This window comes from Photobacterium sp. 270122K (assembly GCF_059941365.1).
In genome coordinates this window covers 208,605-231,113 of record NZ_JBPOEN010000002.1, presented here as the reverse complement: position 1 = coordinate 231,113, position 22,509 = coordinate 208,605, and the positions used below count along the sequence as shown (strand labels likewise).

Sequence of the window (22,509 nt, the reverse complement as noted above, 5' to 3'; positions counted from 1 at the left end):
TTAATTTAAATTATTTATTAATGTTTTTTTATTACAGTTGCAGGGACACCTACAGCTACTGAGTTTTTTGGGATATCTTTTGTAACAACTGAATTAGAGCCAATTATTGATCCTTCACCAATCCTAACTCCGGGTAAAATAGTAACTTTGTCGCCTATCCAAACCCGTTCCTCAATAATCACCTTCCCAGTAGAAACAACCTCTCTTTTCAATGGAGGTAAAAACTTGTCAGTACCATCTGAGTACCCATGGCTATTGTCAGTTATTGTGACATATTTACCTAATAATACGTTATCATTCAGTTGGATATAGTTACAAGCAGTGATATGCGCTCCTTCACCAATAGAAACGTTATTACCGATATCAATTAATGGCCCATCATTATTATTACCGCCACCCCAAGTAGTAAGTGATGAATTTCTACTGATTTCCGAAAAATTTCCAATAGAAATATTACGAGGATTATGAATAATAATATCAGAGGAAATAAAACCACCTTCCCCTATATTGAAAAAACAACTTCTATTTCTTATAACGAACGCAAAACCTAAGAATCGATGCACCCAATATCTATATCTATGAGATAATGAAATGAAATTCAACACCAGAAATAATATTGTTATCAACTTTAAAGCAAACTTCTTCATTTCTCAACCTGATAACTTATTACACTTTCATAAATTGAATATAATTTATTATGCTGAGATTCTAATCTATACTTTTTCACAGCTTCATCATGGGCTCTACTCGCCATAATAGATAATTCTTCATCAGTCATCTCTGATACTTCAATAAAGGATTCTGTAAGCTCTTTATTGTTTTTAAATAAAAGGCCGAAATCTTTCCCAGAATTATTAGTCAATATCTCTGATGTCCCACCTGAATTACGTCCAACCACAACGCAACCATTAAACATAGCTTCAGCAGTAATCAATCCAAAACCTTCACATTTAGATGCGACAACAAGTGCTTTTGCTTTACGCATCAATTCATTTATATCATCACGAAATCCTAAGAATTTAATTTGATTATGAAAAGGGCTTCTTTCAACTTTGTGTTTCAGATATTGCAGATAAGATGCCAGACCACTACCAGCAATCAAAAGTTCATAATTCGAATAACCTAGCTCACGAAACTTGATAAAACTATCTATGACCTCTTCGATCCCTTTAGTTGCTTCTAATCTTCCTACAAAAAGAAAATACGGCATTTTATCATTAGAAATTGAAATATTCTCTGGCTCTAAAACCCCATCATATATCACTACTGAGTTTAACGATGCTGAAAAGTGATTTGAAATTTTATTGGTAATACAAATAACTCTATCAGTTTTATTGATTAATCTTTTAAATAAGTATTTGTTAGGGAAGAAATTCATATCAAAATCTAAATCCTGATACTCCCTTAAATGCCATACATGTTTTATCTTAAGAATTTTTGATGCCCAATACCCAAGAACAGTTGGCCCTATATTAGTATGAATGATATCAGGCTTATAATACAGGCATATTTTTATTAACTTAATTAAAGCAATAACATTTACTATCCTAAATGCAAATATCTTAGGTAGGAATAAAATTTTGTCCTTTAATGTTTTTGCTCGTGGATATATTGACAACTTATGTCCTAGTGATTTAAATGGAACCCCTCTTTCAGATAACCAATTAGCAAGAGGACCATCTTCACTTCCAACAACAAAAGGCTGGTCACCTTTTTTTATAATAAAATCAACAATATCGATCAAACATTTATTAGCACCATATGGGGCGGCACTTTCGACTATATATAAGATTTTCATTGTAAAAACTCAGTTATAGAGAACCGACTGTTCTATAAATAAACGAGAATCATCTATAAGAGACTTGAGAATAATTCTTGAATTAGAGTAATCAACATTATTGATTTCTGAGCTACTTGATTCAACTAGACGTTCATTTAGGTCTAAGATTTCAAGCAAACTAGCTACTCTTGCAACATGATGCTCCATACCACAAGCATAAAAGTTCTTTTCAAACAAAATTGAAAAAACAACTCCATGAAAAGATGTAGATACAATATATTCGGCATCATAAATTAATTTTAAGAAATCAAGAGGACCAGCCGACTGAATTAATCCATCATTGAAGTGCCCTGAAAAAGTTTCGAAACCATTGATCTCAATTAATTTTAGTCCTTTTTCTTTACAAATTTTATTAGCTAATTTTCTTGATTCATCTGAGTTAATTAGACTATAAAAAAGCAGATAGGGCTCTTCACATACTCTCGGTATATCATTTATCATCTCTTCCCAATGATTTTTAGGAACTAAAAAAGTAGGGTCTAGTACCTGTTGAACATTTAGAGAATGAATATTAGAAATAGCTTCCATCAAAGGCTTTTCGCGCACACCTAGATAGTCAAATTTATTCAGCAGGTTAAAAACATCTTTATCTTCTAATGTTTCATTATTAACCTGTCCCATACTTGCTGCATAAGCGATAAGTTTTGCATCTTCAGGTGTATTCTTTCCTAGATAAGTAAGATCTGGTCTTGGATAATTTGTCATATCATAGACTCTCCAGATCTGATCACTGCCGTACACATAAATATCAAAATCTTTTGGAAGATCTTTTGAGTCTACTATTAGTTTACTTTCTTTATTAATGAAATGATTATTGATAAAATCTTTGAACTTACGATGTCTTTCTAATCTAATAGGAGCAAGCAGCAATCTTTTAATAGACGACTTTAAAAGTTTAATCCTCTGAATAAATGAAAGATTTTCATTTAAAAATCTTTTGTCCAAAAGGTCATAGTCTACACCATGGTACTCAGGCCAATAATCAATTAACTCAGTATCTCCATGTGCTGAATAATTAAACTTCATTGCATAAGCTTGCAATACTGCCCCATAATTATGGGCTCGGTGGAATGTTAAGATTCCAATTTTCATTTACTTTTCCTTTTAATGCTTAAGGAGTTTTTTTAGAGCGCTTTTTACTTTACGCTTTGCTTTTAGTTTAGGGTTCTGTTCTATATTTAACATCATCTCTAAAGCATTACTTTCATCTGTGCTATCTGTGAAAACTTCAAAAACTATAGGTTTATTACTAATTGTATTTGAGATGAATTTTTGATATTCATTTGCAAATTCTTGCTTGTTAGTTGCAGAGATATACTCAAAACCTAAACTTTCAGAATATCCTTTAACTAAAGTCTCTGATTTGTTACCAAAATGACCTGCGGCTGCAATATATTTATCGGCATCCTCACCAAAGTATGATGCATGATGATTATATTGCCTGAATTCAGTTCCCTTACCATTATTGATAATAAGAATTCGAATATTGTTACCTAAATGTCTCGTACCTATAGAGTTCATATCGTAGAAGAATGACAGATCACCTAAAACCATATAGTACAATCTATCAGGATTGGCTAACGATGCTCCTATAAGAGATGATAAACTGCCATCAATACCAAATCCGCCAACATTACAATCTGACCTTACCGAATCTGGCAACTCGAAAAAGTTCCAAGATCTTAAACTATTAAGAATTCCAAAGTGTATGACTGAATTAACAGGAATTAATTTGGATAATTTTGACGCAACCCAAATATTAGAGAACGGCACGTCTGGTAACTTGTCATTTAATGATTTAAGATGAGATGAACAAGCAGAGAAATATTCGATTTTAGTCGCTGACTTTTCTTTTGAATATTCCATAAAGAAGTCAACCTCACTCATTTTAAATACATTAGATAATTTACCAAATGTATCTCTCATTTCTCCATCCAAGTTAACTCTCCAAACTTCGGTGTTTGAAGAAATGGCTAAATTAAAGTAATCGCCCGTAATTTCACCAATATGTATCAACACATCAGGCCTAGACAAAGAAAAATCATGCACCTCCTGCCCAGAAGCTAAAGAATACAAAAGTCTAAATTTCCCTCGATAGCCACTTGTATGATCACAGAATACAACAGCATTATTAGATTCACAAAAGCAATCAAGTATTTCCGTTTCACTCTTAGTCCATCGTTTATGAGCACCAATGAAAACTGCTACTTTACCTTTCAAAGGTGGAAACGAAGTATGACGCTCAATTGTTTTAATATGTCTAACTACTGGTAGCCCATTTACATCAAATGGAGTGATGAAATTTGTAGGAAGATTTATATGAACAGGACCACCACCGTTTAAATATAATGCTGAAAGAGCCTTATTAATCTTTATTTCACAATCCCAAAAATCATCAGAGTCTTTAACTACTGGAAGGGAAACACTTATTGTTGCTACGTCATTTGGTATAACACTACGATCAATAAACTGTGCCGATAAATGCCCATTTCGAGAAATTGGTTGAGATGACGTAATAGCTATTATAGGAAGCTTCCTATAGAAAGCTTCCGTTAATCCTGGCATATAATTTCTTGATGCGGTAGCACCAGTACAACTTATAACAACAGGCTCTCCAGTTTCAGCTGATAGACCACATGCCATGTAGGCTGCAGACCTTTCATCAACAGCTGAGTAAACTGTAAAATATGAGTCATTCTGTATACTTCCTATAAAAGCTGTATTTGTATTTCCTGGCGATGCAATAATATATTTCACACCATAAGCTTTGAGTAAGGCTATTAATATCTGAGTGTTTTTTTCTCTTGTGTACATCATAACTTCTATTCTCGAAGTAATTTATAGACTTTTTGATTATCTATATTTAAACTATTTAAGACTAAACCCACCGTCACATACAACTGTATGACCAACAATAAAATTCGATGCATCTGACATGAGAAAGCCAGCCAACTCTGCAATCTCTTCCGGCAGTGCATATCTGTTTACTGGATTCTCATTTATAAATGCATTACTTTGATCAACTAAAGATGAATCTTGCATTTCTGTGGCTATAATACCAGGCGCAATACCGTTTACTATGATTCCCTTGGGAGCAAGTTTTAGTGCTAGGCCTTGAGTCATTCCAACTATATCCCACTTTGATAATCTATATGGGTAAGTTGCCCCGACAAAACCTCCCTGAGACGAAATATTTATTATCTTTCGATATTTTGATTCAGATCCAGACTTTAACCAACGCTTGGCAACTTCTTGACTTAGGAAAAATACGGCTTTTGAATTTACAGCATAAATCTTGTCCCATTGTTTAGGCTTAACGTTAGGAAAATCAGTACCATCAATGATTCCTGCGTTGTTTACTAATATATCAAAATCACCACCTAACAACTGATATAGCTCAGAAAGGTTGTTGGCTATATTATCAACATCAGAAATATCCCATACTTTTGTTATTAACTTAGAACTATTTATCTTAACAGAAGCATCGCTCAATTTTTTTCTGTCTCGACCTACAATTACAACTGTTGCTCCTTGATTTATGGCTTTTTTTGCTATACTTAGTCCAATTCCAGAACCTCCGCCAGTAATTAGGACTCTTTTACCTATCAAAGACGTATTATCGTTGGTTTGTGAGACATAGATTTTAGATGCTCCACCATTTTTAATTACTTGTTTAATTGCTCTCAATATCTGAGGAATTCTTTTGAGCAGAGCGTAAATCTTGAACATCGTAGTTTTCATTATTATTACCTACAAAAATTTGCTCTACGAGCTATTTCATTATTTACTCTCAATCTCATATCCCTTGAAAGTCCAAATATATACATTAAAAGAGTGGTAAATAACATAATCATTAAAGTCTTTACAAACACCAACATAAAACCACTTTCCACATTTCCTTTTACATAAAAAGAAAAAAGAGAAGACAATAATACAACTGCGGATAATGGATAAAGCACCTTTTTAATAAAATGTATTCCACTTAACCCTACAAGTTTCTCTACAAGACGGAGCCGTATGTAAAACATTATAATATTTGCGACTATTGCGACTATAAATACTGACGTTGCACCATAGCCAAAAGAAAGTACAAGCCAAGAAGTAAAGAAAATCAAAATCTGAATAACACCCAACTTTAATTCATATTCTTTCATTTTCCCTGGAGCTCTAGCTGCAGTTGCTATTGACAGGCTTAATGACATAACAAGAACTTCAACTAAACTAAGCCTGCTAAAAAGAACAACACCTTCTGGTGGTGTCACCAGCCATAATTTTAGTATTTCTTCCATAAAAACTATTAGCGGTAGAGCAAAAATCCATATCAAAAAGAATGATAATTTTGATCCCTGGTATATCACCTGGTGCATCATTTTATAATCTTGAGCAGCATAACTTTTGATAATAGTCGGATACAACCCAGTGTTAAAACTATTTGCAAAAACCATTGCCTGTGTAGATACAGTCATTGCAATTCCACGCGCAGCAACAACTACTGGGTTAAACATCTGATTTAATAATAAGGTGACGGCTTGAGTTCTTATTACACTTGTAAAAGCACCAAAGAATGTCCAACCAATAAAACCTATTAACTCAAAAAAGAGATCTTTATCAAAAACATTAACAATCTTTCTTATTTCTTTGTATTTCATGAAGCTATAAACCATATAAATGGCCATGTTTACGACTGAAACAATCAATGTTAAACAGCCATATGCTTCTAACTTATCCCATGTTGAATTAATTAATAAGTACACTGAAATCAATTTAAATAAAGCCTCACAAATTGATATATAAGCATATGCTCTCATATCTTCGTGAGCGATTATTATCGATATAAATGGTGATGTTAATAAGCTAAATATGAAAGATATAACTGAGTAATGATATAGTTTAATAGCAACATTATATCTATCATCAGGTATATTCAAATGTTCCATGACAAACCAAAGCCCGATACTTTCTAAGAGTAAAGCTATCGCCAATGCCATTAATAAATATACAATGAGATTTAAGAATAATATCTTTGAAATACTATCATTGTCGCCTTTACCAATCGCATAAGCAAAAAAACGTTGAGTTGCAGAGCCTAATGCACCAGGTATAAAAATACACAGTGATACAATTCCTGTTATAACAGTATATATTCCATAATCAGCCACACCAAGTATTTTTAGTACTTCTCTTATTACCACTAGGCTTACAATCGTCACTACAATTTGTCTTAAATATAATGCAATTGTGTTTTTTAATACTTGCTTTGCCGACACGATCCCTCTCACTATTAGTTATGTCGTATAAATGTTCGCTAAGAACACTTAAATCTTTGTTTACAAGATCGAGCCTAGTTTCCGGCCAGTCCCTGGTTTTTCTGCTTATTGTATAAATCACCATCATGGTTATGAAGTATTACCGTCAATAGCGATTACTTCACCTTCGACCAACTCTCGGCTCTCTACCGCCCATTCAATGAAACTCTTTTATTATAGATAGGATTTATTATCCCATGACTTTCGTAATCATAGGAGCCGATAGAATGCCATTTTAAAAGTTGCCAAACCGATTTAAATTATCAGTCGACTTTCACCAAAATGGTGAATGACTTTCAAGCATCCTGACAAACCCTCCCCACATAAATAGTTAATAAGATAAAATCCATCACCTTCTTTTAGATTTTGCCTTTTTACCGATAATCTAAAATTAATTTCAATAAATAAATAACTGCTATTTATTTATTGTTTGACCTCTATATAATCTATGCAGGTATTAAGATACACTGAGAGTTATCTAGAACTCGACCATGAAAGAATTGAACGTTTTTTGAAACCGAACGATATATCCGTATATTCCATGAAGATATTGAAGAAAACCCTCTTTAATTCAAGGGTTTTCCCAGCATACTGATACTTATTTGGCCATGATTAGCGGCTCTTCTTGGTTATAATTAGAGCATGACTTATGAAGCTGTTCTTTAGTGCTTATCAGGTAAATGATAATAGACTCGCATCAACTAATCTAACCGCTAATTCATCCTTCTTTGATAATATAACGTCTTTATCTATAGGCCATTGAATACCTATTTTAGGGTCATCCCATCGAATCGACATCTCAGATTCAGGAGCGTAAAAATTAGTACATTTATAAACAAATTCCGCTTCATCACTGGTCACATAAAATCCATGAGCAAAACCTTCTGGAATCCATAACTGACGTTTGTTCTCAGCTGAAAGATACTCGCCAACCCATTGACCAAACGTTGGCGAATCTTTTCGGATATCAACCGCAACATCAAAAACTTCGCCATAAACCACACGAACTAATTTTCCTTGCATATTTTCTGTTTGGTAATGGAGTCCTCGTAAAATGCCTCTCTTTGATTTTGAATGGTTATCTTGTACAAATTGAGTTGATTTACCTGTTACCAGTTTTTCAAATTGCTTTTGGTTCCAGGTTTCCATAAAGAAACCACGCTCATCACCAAACACACTGGGTTCGATAATTTTCACATCCGGAATACGAGTATCTATAACTTTCATTTATTTATCCTGCATACGCTTGAATATTGTTCAATGCTACTTTCCAATCACTGGCTTCAATTGAGAAGGCTTGAGTGATTTTATCAGTACTTAATCGAGAGTTACTTGGTCGCTTTGCTGGTGTTGGATATTGCTCAGTTGTGATGCTGGTTAAGCTAGGCTTTTTAGTTATGACCCCTTGCTCGATTGCTGCATCAAAAATATCTTCGGCAAACTCATACCAATTCACATGAGGCAAACCTGAATAATGATATACACCATATTCAACGGCATCATCTTGAGTTATGCGCATCGCAATTTTAATCAGCGCATCAGCAATATCACCAGCATAGGTTGGCCCGCCGAATTGATCCCCTACAATGCTTAGTGCATCTCGAGTAGCACCTAATCGCAGCATGGTTTTAACAAAATTATTGCCATTCTCACCAAACACCCAAGCGGTACGAAGGATGATGTGTTTATCGCATGCTTCTGCGACTGCAATTTCACCCGCTAATTTGCTTTCACCGTAGACACCTTGTGGGTTTGTCGCATCACTTTCTGCATATTCACCCACTTTATTGCCTTCAAATACATAATCAGTAGAAATGTGCAGTATTGCAGCCCCCATACCTTGTGCAGCTTGCGCAAGATATTTAGGTCCATCACGATTAATCGCATACGAAAGTTCGACTTCCTCTTCAGCCTTATCAACTGCAGTATGTGCTGCTGCATTGATGATTAAGTCAGGTCTGAACGCTTGAACAATCTCTATAACAGCAAGTTCATCCGTGATATCAAGTTCATCGCGGTCGATGGCGAGTAATTCAACTTTACCACTCAGGCGTTCAACTAAACTGCAACCCACTTGGCCTTTTGATCCTGTCACTAATACTCGCATCTGTTTGATCCCTTTAGTGACTCAGACGCAACTCGGAGTAAATAGTGTCCATAATCATTTTTTTTCATGGGTTCTGCTAAGCGAACTAAATCTTCAACGCTTAACCAGCCATTGCGAAATGCAATTTCTTCCAAGCAAGAAACTTTCAATCCTTGTACATTTTGAATAGTTTCAACAAAAGATGATGCTTCATGGAGGCTTTCGTGCGTCCCTGTATCTAACCATGCGAAACCGCGACCAAGAAGTTCGACATTCAACGAATCGTCATTGAGATACATTTCATTGAGCGTCGTAATTTCAAGTTCACCACGATGAGAAGGTTTAACTTGCTTTGCCAATTTAACAACACGGTTGTCGTAAAAATAAAGGCCAGTCACGGCATAATTTGATTTTGGAGTTTCAGGCTTCTCTTCAATCGATACAGCTTTCATATCACTATCAAATTCAACCACACCAAAACGCTCAGGGTCTTTGACTTGATAACCAAAGACAGTTGCACCATGTTTTCTATCTGCTGCTTGTTTCAATGCAGCTGAAAAGTGCTGTCCGTAGAAAATATTATCGCCAAGCACTAGACACACATTATCATCACCAATGAACTCTTCACCAATAATAAAGGCTTGTGCTAAGCCATCTGGACTTGGTTGAATGGCATACTCAAGGTTGATACCAAAATCTGAGCCATCACCCAATAAGCGCTTAAAGCCTGCGTTATCTTCTGGGGTTGTGATGATTAAAATGTCTTTAATGCCGGCCAACATTAACGTTGAAATAGGGTAAAACACCATTGGCTTATCGTAGATAGGCAGCAGTTGTTTTGATACACCACGCGTTAATGGGTACAGACGTGTACCTGAACCACCCGCTAGAACAATCCCTTTCATTATTTCACTTCCTTAGTTACTACAGACACACCTAGGCGCTCACCTGCATAAGAGCCATCTAATACACGTGACCACCATTGCTTATTATCTAAATACCACTCAACGGTTTTACGAATGCCTGACTCAAATGTCTCTTCAGGTTTCCAGCCCAACTCACGCTCAATTTTTGATGCGTCAATCGCATAGCGAACATCATGCCCAGGGCGATCTGTCACATAACTGATCAGCTCTTGATATTCTGCGACACCAGCAGGCTTGTTTGGCACTAACTCTTCAAGCAATGTACAAATGGTTTTCACGACGTCAATGTTTGCTTTTTCATTGTGGCCGCCAATGTTGTAGGTTTCACCTACTTCACCTTCAGTGACGACTTTATATAAAGCACGTGCATGGTCTTCAACAAACAACCAGTCACGAATTTGCATCCCATTACCATACACAGGTAATGGCTTACCGTCTAAAGCATTCAAAATCATTAACGGGATCAATTTTTCAGGAAAATGATATGGTCCATAGTTGTTTGAGCAGTTGGTCACAATCGTTGGTAAGCCGTAAGTGCGTAGCCAAGCACGTACTAAATGATCACTTGATGCTTTTGATGCTGAGTATGGGCTTGATGGCTCATAGGATGTTGTTTCAGTAAACAAGTCATCCGTACCTTCTAGATCACCATACACTTCATCAGTTGAGATGTGATGGAAGCGAAAAGCTGTTTTTGCCACTCCATCTAATGTATTCCAGTACGCACGGGTTGCTTCAAGTAAGGTATACGTACCGATGATGTTGGTCTCAATGAATGCTGCTGGTCCATCGATAGAACGGTCAACATGAGACTCTGCCGCTAAGTGCATCACTGCATCTGGCTGGTATAGTGCAAACAGGCGATCTAACTCACTGCGATTGCAAATATCAACTTGTTCAAAATGATAACGCTCATTGGAATCCACTTCAGCAAGCGATTCCAAGTTACCGGCATAGGTCAATTTATCGACATTAATGACCGTATCAGATGTATTCTTAATGATGTGACGAATGACGGCTGAGCCAATAAAACCAGCACCGCCCGTGACGAGGATTTTCATAGATTTCTCTTCGTTAATGCTAAAATACACTCACGAGCGTGAGCCTTGAATCTTCAATTTGAATATTTATTTTTAATGTTTAGTCTGAGAATGAGCGAACATTTCGCCTTATCCCACCTCAGTCATTCAGATACTACTGAGACAATTTTCTTTCATTTTGAGACAGCTCCTTGCAGGCCAGTCCTTGTCAATACTGGGTTTTGCTTACTTTCCAGTAAGGGTCCCAATAGGTCGCGAAAACGTCCTATTATCAAAACAAAGTACAGCTACAATAAAGGCGCTGAATTCAGCGCCTTTATTCATTACACTATTAATCAGTCTACTTATTTATTCGACTCATAACTGTAATTGTAGTAACCATAGTTACCACCGTAATACGTACTTGCTTTACGCACGACAGCATTCAGAATAAAGCCTTTAATCTCGATGCCGTTTTGTTCAAAACGCTGCTTGGTAATTTCAATTTCTTTCACCGCATTTTGACCAAAACGACCGACTAATAACGATGTACCCGCATGGGCCCCAACAATGGCGGCATCCGTTACCGCAAGAATCGGCGGGGTATCGACAATCACCATGTCGTAGTTTTCTGCCGCCCAATCCATTAACGCTTTAAAACGCGGGTGCATGAGCAATTCAGACGGGTTCGGCGGTACTTCACCGCGACCGATAAAGTCTAACCCTTCTACGCCCGGCTGTTTAATCAAACTTTCAATGCTGGTCTGGCCCGCTAGGTAAGTTGAAAGACCCGGGGTTGATGTCACGGCCATTTGTTTTTCCATTCGGCCTTTTCGCATATCGGCATCAATCACCAATACACGAGAACCGGACTTGGCAATTACCGCTGCCATGTTGGCAGAAACAAATGATTTACCAATACCTGGGCTTGGGCCAGAGATCATCAAAATGTTATTTTTGGCTTCCATCATCGCAAAGTGCAGGCTGGTACGCAGGCTGCGCAATGCTTCAATAGAAAGGTCGGCAGGGTTAGACACCGCTAACAAGGTGTCTTGCACGGTCAGGTTTTTTTTCTTGCCCTGTTTTTTCTCTAGCTCAATCTGCCAATCTGACATTGGGATGCTGGCATATACCGGCAAGCCAATCGCTTCAATCTCATCTGGATTTTCAACCCCACGATGGAACGCCGCTTTCAGCAATGCAATAGCCACGGCCAACATACCACCAAGCAACGTGGCTAATACCACAATCAATGGCTTTTTCGGTTTAACCGCGCGTGTATAAGACTGTGCTTCATCCAGAATTCGAACATTGCCCACCGTACTGGCTTTGACAATGCTCAGCTCTTGCACTTTGTTGAGCAACTGGACGTAAATTTGCTGGTTAACCTCTACATCACGGGTTAAGCGCAACACTTCACGTTGGGTTTTTGGCAACTGCTGTACTTGCTTGTTAAAACGGTCTCGCTCGCTCAATAGCGTTTTGCGTTTATCTAATAGCGCAATATAAGCTGGGTGCGATTTGGTAAAGCGCTGGGAAATTTCACTCTCTTTAAACGTTAGTTCATTAAGTTGTGACTCAATCGTGACCATGACATCGAGCGTAGACTTTGCTTCTAGCCCCAAATCAATAGATTCATTTTCCTGACGGAAGGCATTAAGCAAATCCTCCGCCACTGTCAGCTGCACTTTAATATCAGGCAAATGGCTGCGTAAAAAGTCCAAGCTATTTTGTGCTTCGGCAGAGTTACGCTCAACGTTTTGCAGGAAATAATCTTGGCTGATGCTGTCCAGAATCGCCTCAATCTCTGCGCGGTTTTCACCGGTAAAGCTAAGCTGCAAAATGCCGGTTTGTTTGCCGCGCTCACTCACTGATAAATTGGCTTGTAACCACTGAATCGCATCCAATTGTGAACGTTTAGTAACCGTAAAGCTGTCACCGGTTTTGGCGTGCATTTGCGTCACGAACAGTTCGAACTCGTCTTGCTTCGCGAGTTCACCCACTTTGCCAGACAGCACTTTGCGCTCGGTAGCATCCAGTAGCTCAAAGGTACCCTGTTCACCATCAATAACCTGTAGTGTATAGACAGGTACATCAACCCACTCAGGAATATCAAAACGGCTAACATCCACGTTCGGGGTTTCACCTTGAATACGTGCCAGGCCTTTCCCAATAACGGGTAAATAGTTCGGCGACACCACGGTGGTCAAGTTCAACTTGTTGACCGTATCGCCCAAAATCATACGCGATTTGATGATCTCGATTTCCGTCGTCGCAGAAGATTCCCCCGCAAACATCTCGCCCATGTCACCCAAGGCAGGCATGCCAGAGCTTTTTTCTTCCACTTGGATCAACGCATCGGCTTTATATACCGGCGTCGCTAGCAATGCATAAGCAATACCGACCACCGCGAAAATAAAGGTAATACCAATAATGCTCCAGCGGCTATCAATTAAGATGCCAAACAGCTTACCCAGATCGATTTCATCTGCGTCCTGCCGAGGTTGTGTGTTTTGTGAAGGGGTCATATTATTTCGACTTCATTAAGGGACGAGGGACGAGGGTTAAGGGACGAGTAAGAGCCGTCCGCACTACCATCACACCTTCATCATTTATATTTAATTTAAAAGATACAGTCTCGAGGGACTAGGGTTAAGAGACGAGTAAGAGCCGTCCGCACTACCATCACACCTTCATCATTATATGTTTAATTTAAAAGATACAGTCTCGAGGGACTAGTATTGAAGGACGAGTAAAAGCTACTTGGTATTTATCATCGGTGCACGATTAATAGGAATTTCAATTGATATTCCTATTCGAGCTCCTTTCGAATTACATATTCAGCGGTGTCATCAGAAATCTGGTTACGAGACAAATAATTAATATATCCAGCAATCATTCTACTGATATCTGCAACTTCTTGTTCTAATCTGGATGCTTGTTGTTGTGAGAGATAACCGAAATCACCAGAGAGCAGTAACTGAGTAGAAAGTTCAGCACACGAGCCTTTGGCGTAATAAAGAAAACGAATATTATCTTTGTTACTTCCTCGCTCTGAACCCTCAGCGATATTTGATGGAACCGAAACAGCAGAACGACAGATTTGATCTTTAAAACCGAAATCGCGGCAGGCTGTCATTCCAACATACACTTGAGTAGCCACTTGATAACTACGTTTCCAAATGTCTAACTCTTTATATCTCAAATGACATCTCCTTTCCTGCTCTCGCCTAAGATCTTTTTTAAACGCTCTTCCTCGTCCCGCTACTACTCGAACCTCGTCCCTCTAAACGCTTCAGCGTTTTACCAATTCCTTACGCGAAGTACGCCTTCGGTGAGTTCGTTAAAGCCGCTGATGGTTGGTAGCAGCTGTGCGACTACGCGGTTCCAGCGAACAATTGGGGCGGCGGTGACATACACGATGTCATACGGTTGCAGTTCAAACTCGGTACCGATAACCAAGGCAGAGGCATCTTGAATATTCAACTGATACACGTTAGCCATCGGGATGAATTTTTCTTGTACCGGCTTACCGTCTTCATCCATTTGTGGCGAACTGATGGTTGCCGATGTTTGAGTCGACATCTCTTGGTTCATGTTGCTACGGATCACGAATACACCCGTGGCATCGGCGGCCAATTGGTTAATGCCACCCACGCTGCTCAGCGCTTCGGTCAAGCTCATACCGGCACGGTCAATTTTCAGCAGTTTAGGGTCGTTCACTTCGCCCATCACAAACACTTTTTGTGCATCGTTACGGGGTACGTGAACGATATCGCCAGGGCGCAGTAGGCGGTTTTGGGTTAAATCACCGCGTTGCATTAGCGCATACAAGGAAATGTTTTCTTCTTTGCCGTTACGAGTCAAAGTTACGTTGCGCCAGTCGGCGTCTTCTGCCAAACCGCCCGCTTTGTTGATTGCATCCAACAGCGTTAATGGCACGTTGGTGATAGCTTGCTGACCGGGATTTTTAATCTCGCCAGTAATATACGTTTTCTGTGAGCGGAACGAAGCCACGTTCACGTCTACCTGCGGGCTTTCAATGTATGCCGCCAAACGGCGAGCGATATCCGCACGCACTTGGGTGACGGTTTTACCTTCTACATGCACTAAGCCAATATAGGGGTAGAAAATACTGCCGTCGGCATGTACCCAGTTGCCCGCTTCTGTTGAGCTGCGGTAAGAGCCCGCCGGAATGGTCAGTTCGGGGTGGTCCCAAATAGTGATATTAAGAATGTCGCCAGGGCCAATGCGGTATTGATAACGCACAATTTCAGCATCTAATGCGCTGTTGGTACGTGAAAACACTTTCGGCGGCTTAAACTGATTCACGCGCCCTGCAGTGAGCGGGTAAATATTCACCTTATCGGCAATATTGGTTTGTTGTTCGCTTCCCGCCTGTTGGCCTTGCGCATCATCGGAAATCACGGTTTGGTTGTCGGTACTCAGGTGCGAACCTGGCACTGTACACCCTGCGAGCATGGCCGTCGCCATCGCGCTAATCAGAAGCTTCTTTGTGAAATGCATAATTTTAATATCTTGAGATAAGAGATGGTTCAACCCTCGAGATCGATCATCAAGGATTGGGAATAATGTGGTCCTGTGGTCCTGTGGTCCTGTGGGGAAGATTTAAGAACGAACGAAACATATAAGCGTTACGTTTCAACATGTGTTTTTATTTACCGCGCCGAATGACAGGCAAGACCAACGGCCTTGGCGATAACACCAAAGCTAATTCTTTTTGTTTATATTATTTTGAATTGCACGTCTCGACGAATGAGGATATGTAAGGCTGTGACTCGCCTACCTCATTGTTTACTATGCATTGTTGAAAACAGCGTTAAATGCGGGTCTATCGGCGTAGTTCGTGTTCTATCCATAGGGCCTTAGGGCCGCTCTGCCGTAACCGCGTTATTCAGCACTACCGATACGTATATTACATGCTTGTACTGCCGTTCTTCTCGTCCCTAAAGACTCGTCCCTCGTGCCTGCTCTACCGGCCGCTCTTCCTCGTCCCTGCTTTACCGATTTTTGACACGCTACCGCCCTTGGGTTGTGGTTCCCAATAACCATAAAATAGGTAAGCGATGGCGGGCGTTTTGCGTTGAATATCACAGGATACACTGTAATACACGGCATACTAAGCGTCAGGTTGTGCAGTATCGCGAACACGCTGTAGCACACGGCTTGAAACTGGCCCTAAATTTCGACCGTGATTTTACACACATTTGGGGCTGATAGGAATATGAGTTTCAACGCTTATCGCCATCTTTTTTGTTGAATGCCATTAACTGGCTGTAAATCCAATAAATATGTATAGCTGATGAAAATAGCACAATGTGAACAGCGTCGCGTTTGGTTGTTTTACCACCAAAAAGAACCTTCCTTATACCGCCAATATTAGCCAAAGACATAAGTGACAATAGTGACACATCTTAAGGCTTTCCTATTAAGCAACTGAAAAGACTCTAAAGTTCTTTTATGACAAGATCATTGATGCATTGCAGATTTGCCCATATCACCATATCATTGCATAGAAGGCGGGTTCCGCTTTTGCTCTTTTTGGCTTTTAGCCTTTTGTGAAAAATTGTTTATAGACGCTATACAACAATAAGGGAATTAGAATGAAAAAAACAACAATTGCATTGCTAGCAGCAATGTCTATGGCAGGTTCTGCATTTGCCGCAACTGAAACGACTGCAGGTGCTGCGGGTTCTGCTTCAAGCACAACAGCAACAGCCGCGACCACCACAGCTACAACGACAGCGGGTACAGCAGCGGGCACAGCAGGTGCAACAGCTGCAGCGGCTGGCGGTATCACAGCAACAACCGTTGCTGTTGGCGCGGCAGTTGCCGTTGGCGCAATCGCGGTTGCTGATTCAAGCAACAACGACAACAACACCACAACGTCTGTGTCTGCACAGGGCTAATTGACGTACCGTCAATAACACCGACACAACAGACACACAATAACCGTACCTGAGTGGCACTCGTGCTGCTGTGCGGTTATTTTTGTTGCGTTCACGGTTTATTCTGCGCTGGGTGCTTGCACACGGCGTTCTTTTGTTTGATTTTCTGTACTACAGGGAGTGAGTAGCTAGGATGCCCACTGCACAGCCTGCCGCCTTATCGGCATTACGATCTCGGCTTTACCGATTGATGTTGGGGAGCTGCTTACTCTCCGCCCCTTTACTGCTTTCTGGCTGCAGCCAAAAATTCAATGATGTGAACGACACCATGCAGCTCGCCCTGTTTGGCAATGCCGATGCCACATTAAGCGTTGACGATGTCAATAACCTGCCGTATGCCAGCCTTTATGCCAGTATAGACGATGGCCCCCAAGCCTTCATGGTATTAGCCTTGGCAGAAACCGCCCCCATTTATGCCCATTCAGCGGAAAATGCAGTGTCGAATACCACACCGCCGATACTGAAATGGTTATCGTCCGATAAAGGCATGCTACAAACCCAATCTGGCCGGGTGGTGAAAACGGTTAACTTACCGCAAGGCAACGTGGTGGCGCTGCACAGCACAGAAACCGACCCTCTGCAGTTGGGTTTACAGCGTGCCGGTACCCCGCGTTCGTGGCAACGTCAGATTGACTGGCAACCGGGTTATCACACGGGCTATCAAGCCCTCTCTCACTTTACTCAGCATGATAATCAGGTGATCTTGGTCAATCAACAACCTATCGACACCTTGTATTTCACCGAAGAGGTGTCTGTTGCGGCGCTAGATGCCACGTACACCAATGCATTTTGGCTGCACCCATCAACGGGCCGCGTGATCAAATCACGGCAGAAATTGGCACCGAACCTGCCCTATGTCGACATAACGGTACTCAAGCCATTTTTTGCTACGGGGCAAGCACAATGACACCGACTCTCTCTACGCTCGCACTCGCTTCTCTCGCTATCATGGGAACATGGTTTTCGCCACTGCTTCATGCTCAGCCTCAATCGCAAGCACAGGCACAAGCACAGACACAAACTGAGGTATCGCAAGCGGGTGTAAAAACGCACATAACGGTCAATGCGACGTACTCGCTGAATCAAGGCGACGCCGCACAAACAACGACACCACAAGCACTCACCCTGTCTTACCCTGCGCCGGTTCGACTCGAACAAGTGCTTGCGGATACGTTGCAGCATTTACCCCAGTTACCGGTACCTGCCATCGATAACGGCACAGCCATCAGCGGTCAGGCGATCTATTGGCCGGCAGCCAGCGTATTTACGGCCTTTCCGCCCCCCCAGAAAATGGCGATCCACGCGGCGCTCTCTGAACTGATTCAACAAAGTGACGACGCAGACGCCCGTGTTTTTGATGCACTGCAGCAACAACTGGCCCAGTTACCCATCGGTGAGCGTGTATTCACACCGCTGGATTATGATGCGGTGCGGATCACCCCGGCACTCAATCCGCTTATCACCCAGTCGATTACGCTGGTATTGCCGCCCAAACCCACGCATGTCTTGGTGGTGGGTGCCGTCAAACAGCCCGGTTTTTTCCCGTGGCAACCTCGTCAAGATGTCGACAGCTATGTTAGCCAAGCGGATGTCGCCACACACGGCATGTCACAGGCAGATAACAGCGAAGCTATCGTGATCCAACCGGATGGCACGGTAGAAACTCATACCTTTGCTTACTGGAACCACCAGCACCAAGACATTGCCCCAGGCGCGACGGTGTATCTGCCTTTTGCGGATTTACCCCGAGATGCCGCCTCACTCAATGATGAGATCGTTAACTTATTAAGGAATCGGGCCCTGTAATGCACCCTGTACTTAAAACCTCGTTGTCGGCCCTCACGGTGGCCATGCTGCCTGTTCTGCATGCCCATGCTGATACGTTTGATTACCCGGAATTTTCCCCGTCACAATCTGATTTTGGTGGCGTGGGCTTAATGCAAATGCCGTCTGGCCGTGTGGCAAAAGAAGGCGAACTCAGTGTCGGCGGTACCTTCAATGATGAATACCACCATTACACCGTGTCACTCCAACTGCTGCCATGGTTAGAAACCACTATTCGCTATACCTTGGTGCAAGATCTCCTGTATAGCGGGGATGAAAGTTTCAGTGGCGATACCAAATACACCGATAAAGGCATCGATTTTAAAGTCCGTCTATTAGAAGAAAGCTACTGGCTACCCGAAACGTCCATCGGGGTGCGAGATTTCGGTGGCACCGGCCTGTTTGACGGGGAATTCATTGCTGCCAGTAAACATGTCGGCCCATTTGATTTCACCTTGGGTATCGGCTGGGGCTATATCGGTAACAGCGGCAACTTAACCGGGGATAAATCGCAAGGCGTCGATTGTGCTCGTAATACCGATTACAAGGGCAAAGGCGGCAGTATCGATTTTGATCGCTGGTTCACCGGTTGTAGCGCGGTATTCGGCGGGGTGGAATACCAAAGCCCATGGGCGCCGTTGCGCTTAAAAATGGAATACGACGGTAACGACTACACCAGTGATTATCCCACGACCCGTGGCGGCGTGGACATGTCACAAGACAGTAAATTCAACTACGGCGCATTGTACCGCTTAGGCCAATGGGGGGATGTGCGTTTAAGCTATGAACGCGGCACCACCTGGACGCTGGGCTTTACGTTGAATACCAACTTCAATGACATGAAGGCGATGTGGCAAGATGATCCCGTGCCTGCGTATGATGCACCCGCAGCACAATCGGCACGTGCAGCCAGTGAGTTAACACCTGCGCAATGGGAACAATTGGCTCAAGACTTGCACCAAATCGCAGGCTATAAAGATCCGGCTATCTATGCGGATGACACCACCGTGACGGTCGTCGCGTCGCAAAGCAAATACCGTGATCGCGATGAAGCACAACTACGCGCAGGCACACTGCTGGCCAATCAAGGCCCGGCTGCTGACACGTACCGCATTATTGAAACAGCAAACCGTCAGCCTGTAACAGAAACCCACATTGATCGCGATGCATTTGCCAATGTGGCCGATCACCGCGGTTTCAATACGTCAATGGATGATGCGACCACGGCGGTCGAGCCACAAGCACCGGCAGGCACCCTGTATGCCAAATCCAATAAGGATTGGGATGTGAGTGTGTCGCCAACCTTGCAGCAATCGTTCGGTGGCTCGGAAGATTTCTATCTGTTCAATATCGGGATTTCCGCTGGAGCGAACTACTGGTTTAGCGATAATATCGAGTTAGGCGGATCGCTCTATCTGAATATCTACGATAATTACGACAAGTTCCTGTACGAAGTGCCGCCTGATGGCACCGATTTAAAACGTGTCCGTACCTTGGTGCGTCAGTACATCAATGACAACCCTATCCGCATGAACAACTTACAGTTAACCTGGATGGATAAACTGAGCGATAACTGGTATGCCCAAGCGTACGGCGGTTATCTGGAAATGATGTTCGGCGGCGTGGGCAGCGAAGTGCTGTACCGTCCACAAGGCAGTAACTGGGCATTTGGCATCGATGCAAACTACGTCGTACAGCGTGATCCGGATTCACAATTTGGTTTCTTTACCGAAGAAGTGCAATTTGATTCAGACGGTACTAAATATCGCGTACAAACCGGTGCACTGACGGGTCATGCAACCGCCTACTACCAGCCGGATTGGTCATGGCTACCCAATACATTGCTCAAAGTCAGCGCTGGTCGCTACCTGACCGAAGACATTGGTATGACGGTGGATTTCTCGAAGCAGTTTGACAGCGGTGTGATTGCCGGTGCTTTTGTGGCGAAAACGAATTTGTCTGCAGAGGAATTTGGCGAGGGCAGCTTTAACAAAGGCTTCTACATTTCGATCCCGTTTGATGTCATGACGGTGAAACCAAGTACCAATCGTGCAACGATTTCTTGGCTGCCGCTGTCTCGTGACGGTGGACAAATGCTGAACCGCAAGTACCAACTATACAGCGTGACCGATGCACGCTCACCGTGGTACGGACGTAAAGCCATGAACTAAGTATCATTACCTGTCTAGATCATAGATAGCATTGATACAAACAAAAACGCCGTGATGCTGAATTGCATCACGGCGTTTTTATTTATTCATACTTGGGTCAACGACATTCACGCTTAATCTGTACCAAACGTAATCTTCGCTAACCTTAATCTGCACCAAACAGGTCACGGGTGTAGACTTTATCTGCCACGTCTTCCAGCTCTTCCGCCATGCGGTTAGACACAATCACATCTGATATCTGCTTGAAGGCCTCAAGATCGGTGATCACTTCCGATTGGAAGAAGTCTGCTTCTTTTAACACCGGCTCATACACCACCACCGTGATCCCTTTGGCTTTGATCCGCTTCATGATCCCTTGAATGGACGAGGCGCGGAAATTATCGGACCCCGCTTTCATGATCAAGCGGTACACACCGACCACTTTGGGCTTTTTCGCAATAATCGAATCTGCAATAAAGTCTTTACGGGTACGGTTGGCATCCACAATCGCCCCAATGATGTTATTGGGTACTTTGTGGTAATTGGCGAGTAATTGCTTGGTGTCTTTCGGTAAACAGTAGCCCCCGTAACCAAAAGACGGGTTGTTGTAATGATTACCGATACGCGGGTCTAGCCCAACACCTTCAATGATCTGGCGGCTGTCTAAGCCATTCGCTTCTGCGTACGAGTCCAACTCATTGAAGTACGCCACACGCATCGCGAGATAGGTATTGGAGAACAACTTCACCGCTTCCGCTTCTGTCGAGTGCGTAAACAACACGGGCACATCTTGTTTTTCTGCGCCTTGTAGCAACAAATTCGCGAAGATTTCAGCACGTTCAGACTTTTCACCGACAATAATGCGAGACGGGTGAAGGTTATCAAACAGGGCGCGACCTTCACGTAAAAATTCCGGCGAGAACAAAATGTTGTCACAGCCAAATTCGTCTTTAATACGCTGGGTGTATCCCACCGGTACCGTAGATTTAATCACCATGACGGCATGCGGGTTGATCGTCAGCACATCACGGATCACCGCCTCAACGGAAGCGGTATTGAAGTAATTGGTGATCGGATCATAGTCGGTCGGCGTGGCAATAATGACAAAATCTGCCCCTTGATACGCCACTTGCTTATCCGTGGTCGCGGTCAGGTTTAGGGGTTTTGTCGCCAAATAGGCCGAGATCTCTTTGTCTTCAATCGGCGAAAGACGGCGCTGAATGAGATCCACTCTCTCTTGCACAATATCTACGGCATAAACGTCATTATGCTGTGCGAGCAGAACCGCATTAGAAAGCCCGACATACCCTGTGCCTGCAACCGTAATTTTCATCACTTACCCTCAAAATCAATCGTATCCTTAGATAATAACAAAATACCATGACAGCG

18 protein-coding genes are annotated in these 22,509 nt (G+C 42.0%); 4 read left to right on the top strand and 14 right to left on the bottom strand.

The window, feature by feature from the left end; translation table 11 throughout:
* Window positions 1-17 precede the first annotated feature (17 nt).
* The 13 genes from ACSF8W_RS04280 to ACSF8W_RS04220 form a co-directional block, all read right to left on the bottom strand.
* Window positions 18-647 (bottom strand): acyltransferase, encoded by a 630-nt coding sequence (locus tag ACSF8W_RS04280; protein ID WP_500845351.1) that lies wholly within the window; start codon window positions 645-647, stop codon window positions 18-20.
* Window positions 644-1,798, bottom strand: a complete 1,155-nt coding sequence (locus ACSF8W_RS04275; RefSeq protein ID WP_500845349.1) for a glycosyltransferase — start codon at window positions 1,796-1,798, stop codon at window positions 644-646. Before ACSF8W_RS04275 ends, ACSF8W_RS04280 begins: the two co-directional genes overlap by 4 nt.
* A 9-nt stretch (window positions 1,799-1,807) precedes the next feature.
* Complete coding sequence (locus ACSF8W_RS04270; RefSeq protein ID WP_500845348.1) at window positions 1,808-2,932, bottom strand: polysaccharide pyruvyl transferase family protein; 1,125 nt, start codon at window positions 2,930-2,932, stop codon at window positions 1,808-1,810.
* Between the two features lie 12 nt (window positions 2,933-2,944).
* Entirely contained in the window at window positions 2,945-4,657 is a 1,713-nt protein-coding gene (locus ACSF8W_RS04265) for a thiamine pyrophosphate-binding protein (RefSeq protein ID WP_500845347.1), read from the bottom strand.
* A gap of 51 nt (window positions 4,658-4,708) precedes the next feature.
* Window positions 4,709-5,581: an SDR family NAD(P)-dependent oxidoreductase gene (locus ACSF8W_RS04260; protein WP_500845345.1), complete on the bottom strand. Its 873-nt coding sequence runs from the start codon at window positions 5,579-5,581 to the stop codon at window positions 4,709-4,711.
* A gap of 5 nt (window positions 5,582-5,586) precedes the next feature.
* Window positions 5,587-7,107 (bottom strand): MATE family efflux transporter, encoded by a 1,521-nt coding sequence (locus tag ACSF8W_RS04255; protein ID WP_500845343.1) that lies wholly within the window; start codon window positions 7,105-7,107, stop codon window positions 5,587-5,589.
* Window positions 7,108-7,818: 711 nt separating this feature from the next.
* On the bottom strand, window positions 7,819-8,373 hold the full coding sequence (gene rfbC / locus ACSF8W_RS04250; protein ID WP_500845341.1) for a dTDP-4-dehydrorhamnose 3,5-epimerase: 555 nt from the start codon (window positions 8,371-8,373) through the stop codon (window positions 7,819-7,821).
* 4 nt (window positions 8,374-8,377) lie between these two features.
* Window positions 8,378-9,253 (bottom strand): dTDP-4-dehydrorhamnose reductase, encoded by an 876-nt coding sequence (gene rfbD / locus ACSF8W_RS04245; RefSeq protein ID WP_500845339.1) that lies wholly within the window; start codon window positions 9,251-9,253, stop codon window positions 8,378-8,380.
* Window positions 9,241-10,137, bottom strand: coding sequence for a glucose-1-phosphate thymidylyltransferase RfbA (gene rfbA, locus ACSF8W_RS04240; protein ID WP_500845337.1), 897 nt, complete (start codon window positions 10,135-10,137; stop codon window positions 9,241-9,243). The genes rfbD and rfbA overlap by 13 nt, the downstream gene beginning before the upstream one ends.
* The gene (gene rffG / locus ACSF8W_RS04235) at window positions 10,137-11,219 is read right to left on the bottom strand and encodes a dTDP-glucose 4,6-dehydratase (RefSeq protein ID WP_500845336.1); all 1,083 of its coding nucleotides are present in this window, start codon (window positions 11,217-11,219) and stop codon (window positions 10,137-10,139) included. The genes rfbA and rffG overlap by 1 nt, the downstream gene beginning before the upstream one ends.
* A 323-nt stretch (window positions 11,220-11,542) precedes the next feature.
* Complete coding sequence (locus ACSF8W_RS04230; RefSeq protein WP_500845334.1) at window positions 11,543-13,705, bottom strand: polysaccharide biosynthesis tyrosine autokinase; 2,163 nt, start codon at window positions 13,703-13,705, stop codon at window positions 11,543-11,545.
* 284 nt (window positions 13,706-13,989) lie between these two features.
* Window positions 13,990-14,382, bottom strand: coding sequence for a four helix bundle protein (locus tag ACSF8W_RS04225; protein WP_500845332.1), 393 nt, complete (start codon window positions 14,380-14,382; stop codon window positions 13,990-13,992).
* A 98-nt stretch (window positions 14,383-14,480) separates the two neighbouring features.
* The gene (locus ACSF8W_RS04220; RefSeq protein ID WP_500845911.1) at window positions 14,481-15,659 is read right to left on the bottom strand and encodes a polysaccharide export protein; all 1,179 of its coding nucleotides are present in this window, start codon (window positions 15,657-15,659) and stop codon (window positions 14,481-14,483) included.
* Between the two features lie 1,142 nt (window positions 15,660-16,801).
* Here ACSF8W_RS04220 and ACSF8W_RS04215 point away from each other — a divergent pair.
* The 4 genes from ACSF8W_RS04215 to ACSF8W_RS04200 all read left to right on the top strand — a co-directional run bounded on the left by ACSF8W_RS04215 (window position 16,802) and on the right by ACSF8W_RS04200 (window position 21,141).
* Window positions 16,802-17,107 (top strand): hypothetical protein, encoded by a 306-nt coding sequence (locus ACSF8W_RS04215; RefSeq protein ID WP_500845330.1) that lies wholly within the window; start codon window positions 16,802-16,804, stop codon window positions 17,105-17,107.
* Between the two features lie 172 nt (window positions 17,108-17,279).
* A complete protein-coding gene (locus ACSF8W_RS04210) occupies window positions 17,280-18,053 on the top strand; it encodes a YjbF family lipoprotein (protein ID WP_500845328.1) in 774 nt (257 codons plus the stop codon).
* The gene (locus ACSF8W_RS04205; RefSeq protein ID WP_500845326.1) at window positions 18,050-18,952 is read left to right on the top strand and encodes a capsule biosynthesis GfcC family protein; all 903 of its coding nucleotides are present in this window, start codon (window positions 18,050-18,052) and stop codon (window positions 18,950-18,952) included. The genes ACSF8W_RS04210 and ACSF8W_RS04205 overlap by 4 nt, the downstream gene beginning before the upstream one ends.
* Window positions 18,952-21,141 carry a YjbH domain-containing protein gene (locus ACSF8W_RS04200; protein WP_500845324.1) on the top strand — a complete coding sequence of 730 codons (2,190 nt, stop codon included), beginning with the start codon at window positions 18,952-18,954 and terminating at the stop codon, window positions 21,139-21,141. The genes ACSF8W_RS04205 and ACSF8W_RS04200 overlap by 1 nt, the downstream gene beginning before the upstream one ends.
* Window positions 21,142-21,286: 145 nt before the next feature.
* Here the strand turns inward: ACSF8W_RS04200 and ACSF8W_RS04195 are convergent, their stop codons facing one another.
* Window positions 21,287-22,453, bottom strand: a complete 1,167-nt coding sequence (locus tag ACSF8W_RS04195) for a nucleotide sugar dehydrogenase (protein WP_500845322.1) — start codon at window positions 22,451-22,453, stop codon at window positions 21,287-21,289.
* Window positions 22,454-22,509 lie beyond the last annotated feature (56 nt).

Excerpts from the sequence above, each read along its gene's own strand:
- ACSF8W_RS04280 (WP_500845351.1), bottom strand. The coding sequence starts at position 647 with ATGAAGAAGTTTGCTTTAAAGTTGATAACAATATTATTTCTGGTGTTG.
- ACSF8W_RS04275 (WP_500845349.1), bottom strand. The coding sequence starts at position 1,798 with ATGAAAATCTTATATATAGTCGAAAGTGCCGCCCCATATGGTGCTAAT.
- ACSF8W_RS04270 (WP_500845348.1), bottom strand. The coding sequence starts at position 2,932 with ATGAAAATTGGAATCTTAACATTCCACCGAGCCCATAATTATGGGGCA.
- ACSF8W_RS04265 (WP_500845347.1), bottom strand. The coding sequence starts at position 4,657 with ATGATGTACACAAGAGAAAAAAACACTCAGATATTAATAGCCTTACTC.
- ACSF8W_RS04260 (WP_500845345.1), bottom strand. The coding sequence starts at position 5,581 with ATGAAAACTACGATGTTCAAGATTTACGCTCTGCTCAAAAGAATTCCT.
- rfbC (WP_500845341.1), bottom strand. The coding sequence starts at position 8,373 with ATGAAAGTTATAGATACTCGTATTCCGGATGTGAAAATTATCGAACCC.
- rfbD (WP_500845339.1), bottom strand. The coding sequence starts at position 9,253 with ATGCGAGTATTAGTGACAGGATCAAAAGGCCAAGTGGGTTGCAGTTTA.
- rfbA (WP_500845337.1), bottom strand. The coding sequence starts at position 10,137 with ATGAAAGGGATTGTTCTAGCGGGTGGTTCAGGTACACGTCTGTACCCA.
- rffG (WP_500845336.1), bottom strand. The coding sequence starts at position 11,219 with ATGAAAATCCTCGTCACGGGCGGTGCTGGTTTTATTGGCTCAGCCGTC.
- ACSF8W_RS04230 (WP_500845334.1), bottom strand. The coding sequence starts at position 13,705 with ATGACCCCTTCACAAAACACACAACCTCGGCAGGACGCAGATGAAATC.
- ACSF8W_RS04220 (WP_500845911.1), bottom strand. The coding sequence starts at position 15,659 with ATGCTCGCAGGGTGTACAGTGCCAGGTTCGCACCTGAGTACCGACAAC.
- ACSF8W_RS04215 (WP_500845330.1), top strand. The coding sequence starts at position 16,802 with ATGAAAAAAACAACAATTGCATTGCTAGCAGCAATGTCTATGGCAGGT.
- ACSF8W_RS04210 (WP_500845328.1), top strand. The coding sequence starts at position 17,280 with ATGCCCACTGCACAGCCTGCCGCCTTATCGGCATTACGATCTCGGCTT.
- ACSF8W_RS04205 (WP_500845326.1), top strand. The coding sequence starts at position 18,050 with ATGACACCGACTCTCTCTACGCTCGCACTCGCTTCTCTCGCTATCATG.
- ACSF8W_RS04200 (WP_500845324.1), top strand. The coding sequence starts at position 18,952 with ATGCACCCTGTACTTAAAACCTCGTTGTCGGCCCTCACGGTGGCCATG.
- ACSF8W_RS04195 (WP_500845322.1), bottom strand. The coding sequence starts at position 22,453 with ATGAAAATTACGGTTGCAGGCACAGGGTATGTCGGGCTTTCTAATGCG.